3 protein-coding genes are annotated in these 7,322 nt (G+C 69.7%); all 3 read right to left on the reverse strand.

The features are described from left to right. On the reverse strand, positions 1-1,399 hold a 1,399-nt coding region (locus ACLN58_RS15035), incomplete at its 3' end, for a DEAD/DEAH box helicase (RefSeq protein ID WP_415856065.1). Between the two features lie 344 nt (positions 1,400-1,743). Next, on the reverse strand, positions 1,744-5,592 hold the full coding sequence (locus ACLN58_RS15040) for a beta-propeller fold lactonase family protein (protein WP_415856066.1): 3,849 nt from the start codon (positions 5,590-5,592) through the stop codon (positions 1,744-1,746). A 309-nt stretch (positions 5,593-5,901) separates the two neighbouring features. Further along, positions 5,902-7,322: RNB domain-containing ribonuclease (locus ACLN58_RS15045; RefSeq protein WP_415856067.1), on the reverse strand; the 1,421-nt coding region annotated here is incomplete at its 5' end.

A 7,322-nucleotide genomic window follows, 5' to 3' on the forward strand; every position in this document is an offset into this window, starting at 1 on the left:
CGCGCCGCCGGGGCTTCTTCTCGGGACCGCCGAGGTCCTCGAGTGCCTCACCCTCGACGCCCTCGAGCACGCGCTTGTGGCGGGGCAGGCGACCCTTCGTGCCCTCGGGGATGTCCAGATCCGCGAAGAGGTGTGCGGACGAGGAGTACGTTTCGACGGGGTCCGGGACGTCGAGCCCCAGCGCCTTGTTGATGAGCGTCCAGCGGGGGACGTCCTCCCAGTCCACGAACGTCACGGCCGTGCCCTTGTTGCCGGCGCGGCCGGTGCGGCCCACGCGGTGCAGGTAAGCCTTCTCGTCCTCCGGGCACTGGAAGTTGATGACGTGCGTGACATCTTCGACGTCGATGCCTCGCGCCGCGACGTCCGTCGCGACGAGGACGTCCACCTTGTTGTTGCGGAACGCGCGGAGTGCCTGCTCGCGCGCGCCTTGGCCGAGGTCGCCGTGGAGGGCCGCCGCCGCGAAGCCGCGGTCCACGAGCTCTTCCGCCAGCTTCGCGGCGGTGCGCTTCGTCTTCGTGAAGATGATCGTCCGGCCACGGCCCTCGGCCTGAAGGATGCGGGCCACGACCTCGTCCTTGTCGAGGTGGTGCGCCCGGTAGATGACCTGGCGGATATCCTTCTTCGTGATCGAGTCGTCGTCCGGCTCGGACGCGCGGATGTGCGTGGGCCGGCTCATGTAGCGGCGGGCCATCGCGACGACCGGGCCCGGCATGGTCGCGGAGAAGAGCATCGTCTGGCGGATCGCGGGGACCGCGCCGAGCAGCGTCTCGACGTCGGGCAGGAAGCCGAGGTCAAGCATCTCGTCCGCCTCGTCAAGCACCACGATGCGAACGTTCTTGAGGTTCAGGTGCCGCTGGCGGTGGAGGTCGATGAGGCGGCCGGGGGTGCCGACGATCACATCGACGCCGCGCTGCAGCGCCTCGATCTGCGGTTCGTAGGCGCGGCCACCGTAGATGACCTCGGTGCGCAGGTTCGTGCGCTTGCTCGCCGTCTGGAGATCCTTCGAGACCTGGAGGGCGAGCTCGCGGGTCGGCACCACGATGAGCGCCTGCGGCGCGCCGGGCGCGGGAAGCTTGGCGTAGTCCGCGTGGTCCTGCGGGATCGCTCGCTGGAGCGTCGGGATGCCGAAGCCGAGCGTCTTGCCCGTTCCGGTCTTGGCCTGGCCGATGATGTCGTGGCCGCCGAGGGCCACGCCGAGCGTCATCGACTGGATGGGGAACGGGTGGAGGATCCCCGCGTCGGCCAGCGATTGGGCGATCTCCGGGATCACGCCGTAGTCGCCGAAGGTCTTCTGGGCCTCCTGGCGCACGGGCGCATCGTTCGTAATGGTCTCTTGGGTCTCGAGCGTCTCCTCGCCCGAATCGTCCAAGAGCAGTTCCTGCGTGTGAACTTCGTTCAAAGGGTTTGTGTCCCTCCATCTGGGCCGAGAGGCCGCTCGACAGACATCCGCGAGCGAGGATCAAGGCCTCGCGACGCGCGGAGCATCCGGAGCAGCCGCATAGTGGCCGTCCAGTGGAAGCCGATCGCGGGCTATCAGGGCGCCAGCGTGAGGCTGGCAGATGAAGAAGAAGATCGCGTGAGATACGACCGGGCATCCAATAACGAGACAAGAATATCGCGCGGGCTTGGAATACCGGGAATCGAGGCCTGCGACACACGGTGGTGGCCCGCAGGCCAAGGGCCTCCCGACCGCCGTCTGGCGGCCGGGAGGCCCTTGGGTTGAGTGCGAAGCACGCCGAGGCGTCAGCCGTCGCTGTCGATCTGCGTCGCGCCGGAGGGGGTGTGCTCGGACGCGGGCGGCTCGCTGTCCTGGCCCTTGACAGCCTTCCAGATCTCCCGGTTGAGGCTGTACTCATCTGCCTGGTCGGGGGTGCCGGAGAGCTGCGATTCCGTCAGCACGAGAGAGCGGCTCACGGATGGGGTCAGGCTAGGGCTCGTCACGGACGGGGCTGCCGCGGCCCGGGGCGCGGGTGCTGCGGCAGCCGTCGGGCTCGCGACGGCAGTCGCAGTGGTGCTGGCGGCCCCGGCCGAGGCGCCGACTGGGGCCGCGAACGCCGCCGAGATCGGATACTGGCCCACCGCGATCGGGGTCCCGGCCGCGCCGGTCGCCGTGGTGATCGGGATGAGCTGTCCGGTCCCCGCCGACGTCGCGTAGACCGTCGCGTCGTCGGCCCCGAGCGCCACGGACGTGACGTTCTGTCCCGCGGTCCACGGTGCCTTCGCGGTCTCGGTCGCCACGTCGATCGGCGTGACGGTGTTGGCGCCCGTATCCGCGACGTACAGCGTGGATCCGCTGTGCGAGAGGACGAGGTTGAACGGCGTCTGGCCGGCCGGGATGGGCTTGCGGGCGGTCGCCGCCCCGAGGTCGATCGGCGTGACGTCGTTGGATCCCATGTTCGAGACGAACGCCGTCTTGCCATCCCCGGTCACAGCCACGCCGAACGGCTGCTGGCCCGCGGCGACGGTGGCCTTGACGGCCTTCGACGCCGTGTCCACGAGCGCGACGGTGTTCGCGTTCTTGTTGGCGACGACGAGGGTCGCGCCGTCGGGCGTGACGGCGACGTTCTCAGGGCCCGCCCCGACGTGGATCTCCGCTCCCGCGGCGCCGCTCGCGATGTCCACCGGCTGCACCGCGCTGTCGCCGTAGTCGGCCACCCACAGCGTCTTGCTGTCGGGGCTCACCGCGAGACCCGCCGGGACCTTGCCCGTGGGGATCGTCGCGGTGACGGCGTCGGAGGCCACGTCGATGACGCTCACGCTGTCCGAGTTCTGGTTCGCGACGAAGGCCTTGGTCCGGTCGGGGCTCGTCACGACGGTTCCGGGCGAGGACCCCACGGGGATGGACGCGAGCGCCTTGCCGGTCGAGAGATCGACGGCGGAGACCGTGCCGCTCGTGAAGTTCGCGACGAACGCCTGCGGGATCGTCGCGACGCGGGGGTCGGGGATGACTCCCGCGATCGTGGCCTTCTGGGTGCCCGCGAGCCGGCCGTCGATCGGGTACGTCGCGCTCACAGTGAAGAGCTGTTGGCCGGGCGCCGCGTTCGCGGGAACGTCGACGGTCCAGGACACGTCGGCGCTCGCCCCGGGGGCGAGCAGCCCGAGTCCCTGTGCGCCGGACGGCGTGGCCGTCCAGCCGGCGGGACTGGTCAGCTGGGCCTGCGCACCGCCGAGCTGGCTCGTGCCCGTGTTGGTGATCTTGCCCTTCACCGTGGCCTTGGTGCCTGGTGCGAGGACCGTGCTGGGCATCGACGCTGTCACCGACGGCGCGGCCGCCGCGGTATACGGAGTCAGGTTCGCTTTGGCGCCGAACGAGTAGATCATCGGCAAGGCCGCTGAATCGTATTGCGACATCGGGTTGACGCCCAGGAACAGCTCCATAGTGCGGAGCATCGAGACCTGGCTGTAGAAGTGGGAGTCCACCGCACCGGTCTGCGTGTAGGGGCTGATGACGAGGCCCGCGGTCCGGTGCGCGTCGACGTGGTCGGCGCCGCCCTGCGAGTCGTCCTCGACCACGAAGATCGCGGTGTCCTTCCAGAACTGCGAGTGCGACACCTCGTCGACGATCTTGCCGAGGGCCAGATCGTTGTCCGCCACGAGCTGGGCGGCCGTGCTGCCGCCGGCCGTGTGGTCGCGAGGGAGGTCGATGAACTGCATCGCGGGGAGGCTGCCACTTGCCTTGGACTGCTGGAACTCCTTGTTCCAGAGGTCGAAGCGGTGCTGGTCGCTCACGCCCATATCGAACCACGGGTACTCGTGGTCGGTATTGGCATCCAGGAGCGGATCGTGGGCGCAGAACGAGCCTGCGGCGCATTTCACGGGCTCCTGCCCGCCGACCCAGGAGGACGGCACCACGAACTGGCCATAGTTGCGGAACGGGATCTTGTTCTGGGCGAGCTTGTCCCACAGATAGGCGTGCGCGGGATCCGGGCCGGCAGCGGCGACGTCGGGGTGGTACCCCTCGGAGTCGTACTGCGAGCCGTTGCCTGCGTAGCCCTGGGCGGTGGCAGTCTCGTTGTACGGGTTCGAGCTGGCCTGAGTGGCCCACTGCCACCCGTTCTGGCTCACCTCGCCGTCGGAATACAGGTTGTCCAGCGTGACGAACTGATCCGCGAGCTTGTGGTGGTTGGGCGTGACGTCCTTGCCGAACAGGGCGAGCGAGGGATCGCCGTTGCCCTTCCCCAGGTCGCCGAAGACCTGATCGTAGGTGCGGTTCTCCTTGACCACGTAGATGACGTGCTTGATGGGCGAATCATCGCCCGGATGGCGCGGGACAATGGTCGCGGCGTCGCGGTCCTGCTGGTCTCCGGCGTCGCCCGCCTTGTCGAAGCCGTTGTTCGTGCGGACCTGCTTCGTGTACTTGGCGAGCTCGTCAGACGAGGGCGTCTTCACGAGCGAGACATAGCCCTTGAGCTGGCGTTCGATGTACGGGTTGTTGCCCGGCGTCGTGCCCTTGTTCGGACCCGTGCCCAGCCCCTTCGCGCTCGTGATGAGCAACGACGAGCCGTCCTTCGTGGGCTGCACGCCCGTCGGGTACCACCCCGTGGGGATGAGCCCCTTGACCCGGCCGAAGCCGTCGGGGCTGGACAGGTCCAGGACAGAGACGTCGTTGTTGCCGCCAGCCGTGACGTACAGCGTCCCCGCGTCCGGCGAGAGCGCGAGGTTGGTGGGCTGCGTCCCGCCGGGAGCTCCCTCGTACGGCGCGAGGGAGAGCGTGGCCGTCACGGCGTTCGTGGCCGGATCGACCATCGAGACGCTGTCACTGTCGCCGTTCGAGACGAAGATCCGGTGCTTGGCCCGGTCCACGAGGAGCGCATTCGGATGGGATCCGACCGTGATGCTGGCCCCCGGCGTCACGGCGAGGCCGCTCACGGCGAACGTCGAGACGGTGTTCCCGCCCTGGTTGCTCACGTACGCCGTGTGCCCGTCCTCGGAGAGGGCCACACCGTACGGGTAGTCGCCGGTCGGCGCTTGCGCTGTGTTGCCCGACGCGACATCGACCGCGACGAGCTGGCGCGAGAGCTGGCCGGTCGCGTAGACGGTCGCGCCGTCCGGCGAGACGGCCACCATCTGGGGGTAGCTTCCGGACGGCAGCGCGATCGAGCGCTCGACTGCGAGCCTCTTGGCGCCCGCGTCCCAGCTGAGGACGAGGATGGCGTTCTTGTTCGCCGTGGCGAGGTAGACGTGCTTGCCGTCCGGGCTGAAGGCGAGGCCCGGCGCCACGCCCTGTGGGACGTCTTTCTTCGAGGTGTCGAGCTCGAGCTCCTGCACGACATCGCCGTCCGCGGACTCGAGGACCTGGACGGTCTGCTTGCCGTTCGCGTTGCGGACGATGTTGGGCACGAGCAGCGCCGCGCCGTCAGGGGAGAGGACTGCGTTGGCTGGGAAGAAACCTGCGCCGATCTGCTTCCCTGCCGGCGTCACGGCCCAGCCGGAGGGCGTCACAGCCGTCCCGTCGCCTTGGGGCCCGGCGTGCTGGAGGAAGGCGACGCCGGCCACCGCCGAGGCGGCGCCGACGGCGATGCAGGCGGCGGTGGCGATGGCCGTTGCCGGCCGTCTCCACCACGCGGATCTGGGTTTTCTGGGGCTGTCCACTGTTGGGTCCTCACACTCGGCTGGGCGGCCCGGGGCGTTCTGTCCCGTAGGCCTGAATGACTGCGCCGCGACGGTCCCCCCAACGGCCGGCTGACGGCCGGGCCCGCGTGCGCACCTCGACTCTGCCCCGCTCGGGTGCCTCCGCTCAACGCGAGAACCTTAGTTGTATATACAGTTCATTCAATCTTTGCCGCAGAAAACCAGCGTTTACCCGACGTTCTCCGAAGTTCGCGGCATGGTGGAGACGGTGAACGAAAAGTTGTATAGTCAGCAAAATGACCGCGGTGCGCCGTGCGGAACGTGGGGCGCTCAAGCCTTTTCGAACAGCACGAGGCGCTTCTGGATGTCCGCCTTCACGAGTCGCACGCGCACGGCCGTCCCGGACTCTATCTCGCCCTCGCACCGGGCCGTGACCGGCGGGTCGGCGATCTGCACCGTGCCGAACGGGCGACCCGGAGCGGCAAGCCGGCCGCCGTTCTGCGAGCTCGCGATCCGATCCAAGGGCTGCGCCGGCCGGCCGTTGCCGTTCGCGGACGGGTCTCCCGCGGCGGGCCTCGACCCGGACACGACGATCGCGTCGAACTCCTGCCCGATCCTGTTCACGAGCAGGGCGGCCTCGACGAGATCGAGGGACGCCCGCTCGACCTGCGCCGCGATGCGGTCTGAGGCCGCCATGAGCGCGGGCAGCGCGGGCAGGGCCGTCCGCACCCAGGCCGGGACGTCGCCGTCGTTCGCCAGCGCCTCGCACAGCACGAGGACGAAGCGGTCCACGAGCCGCCGAAGCGGCGCCGTCGTGTGCGCGTAGGGCGCCGCGATGGCGGCCTGGACCGGGTTTCCGGGGAGCTCGCCGTCGAACGGGGTGTAGGCCGCGCCCCGGAACAGCGCGGCCGCCGCGTGGAGGATCGCGAGTTGGCGCGGCTCGGAGGCGTCGAGCGTGCGGAGGTAGTTGCCGTACGGGACCGTCCCGTCCCACGGGCGGCCCAGCGCATGGGTCTGGCGGCGGAAATGCCGCAGCGACTTCTCGTCCGGGGGCGGCATGGTCCGGAGGATCCCAACCCCGCCGTCCATCATGAGCTTCGCCGCCGCCATCCCCGTCATGAGGGAGATCTGCGCGTTCCAATCCTCGACGGGGCGCTGCGCGGCTGCCTCGATGCGATAGCCGCCGTCATCCGCGGGCACGATCTCCTGCTCCGGCAGATTGAGGCTCGCCCCGCCGCGCGCCTGCTCGAGCGCGACCCGCTTGAGGCCCACCTCCTTGAGGAGCATAAGCGGCTCGACGGCGGTGCCCGCGTCGATCTGCGCCTGCACCTCGGCGTAGTTCAGCTTCGCGCGGCTGCGGATCCGCGCGCGCTCGAGGCCGACGGCGGTCACCTCGCCGCCCGCGTCCAGCCGGAAGTCCCACACGAAGGCGCCGCGCACGGAGTCGGCAAGCAGGCTCCCGGCGCGGTCCGTGATGTCGCTCGGGTGCAGCGGCACCTTCTCGTCGGCGGCGTAGATGGTCTGGCCCCGGCGTCGTGTCTCGGCGTCGAGCTCACCGTCCGGGCGGACGAACGCCGGGACGTCCGCGATCGCGTAGCGGACCCGGTAGCCCTCGCCGGAGCGCTCAAGGTGCAGGGCCTGGTCGAGATCCGTTGAGGCGGGCGGATCGATCGTGACGAACGCGACATGGGTCTGGTCGGCATCGGGGAGCCGGTGCGCGGCGATCGCCGCCTCGGCGTCGGCCACCGCGG

The sequence above is a fragment of the Sinomonas sp. G460-2 genome (assembly GCF_047759905.1).
In the GTDB taxonomy this organism is placed as follows: domain Bacteria; phylum Actinomycetota; class Actinomycetes; order Actinomycetales; family Micrococcaceae; genus Sinomonas.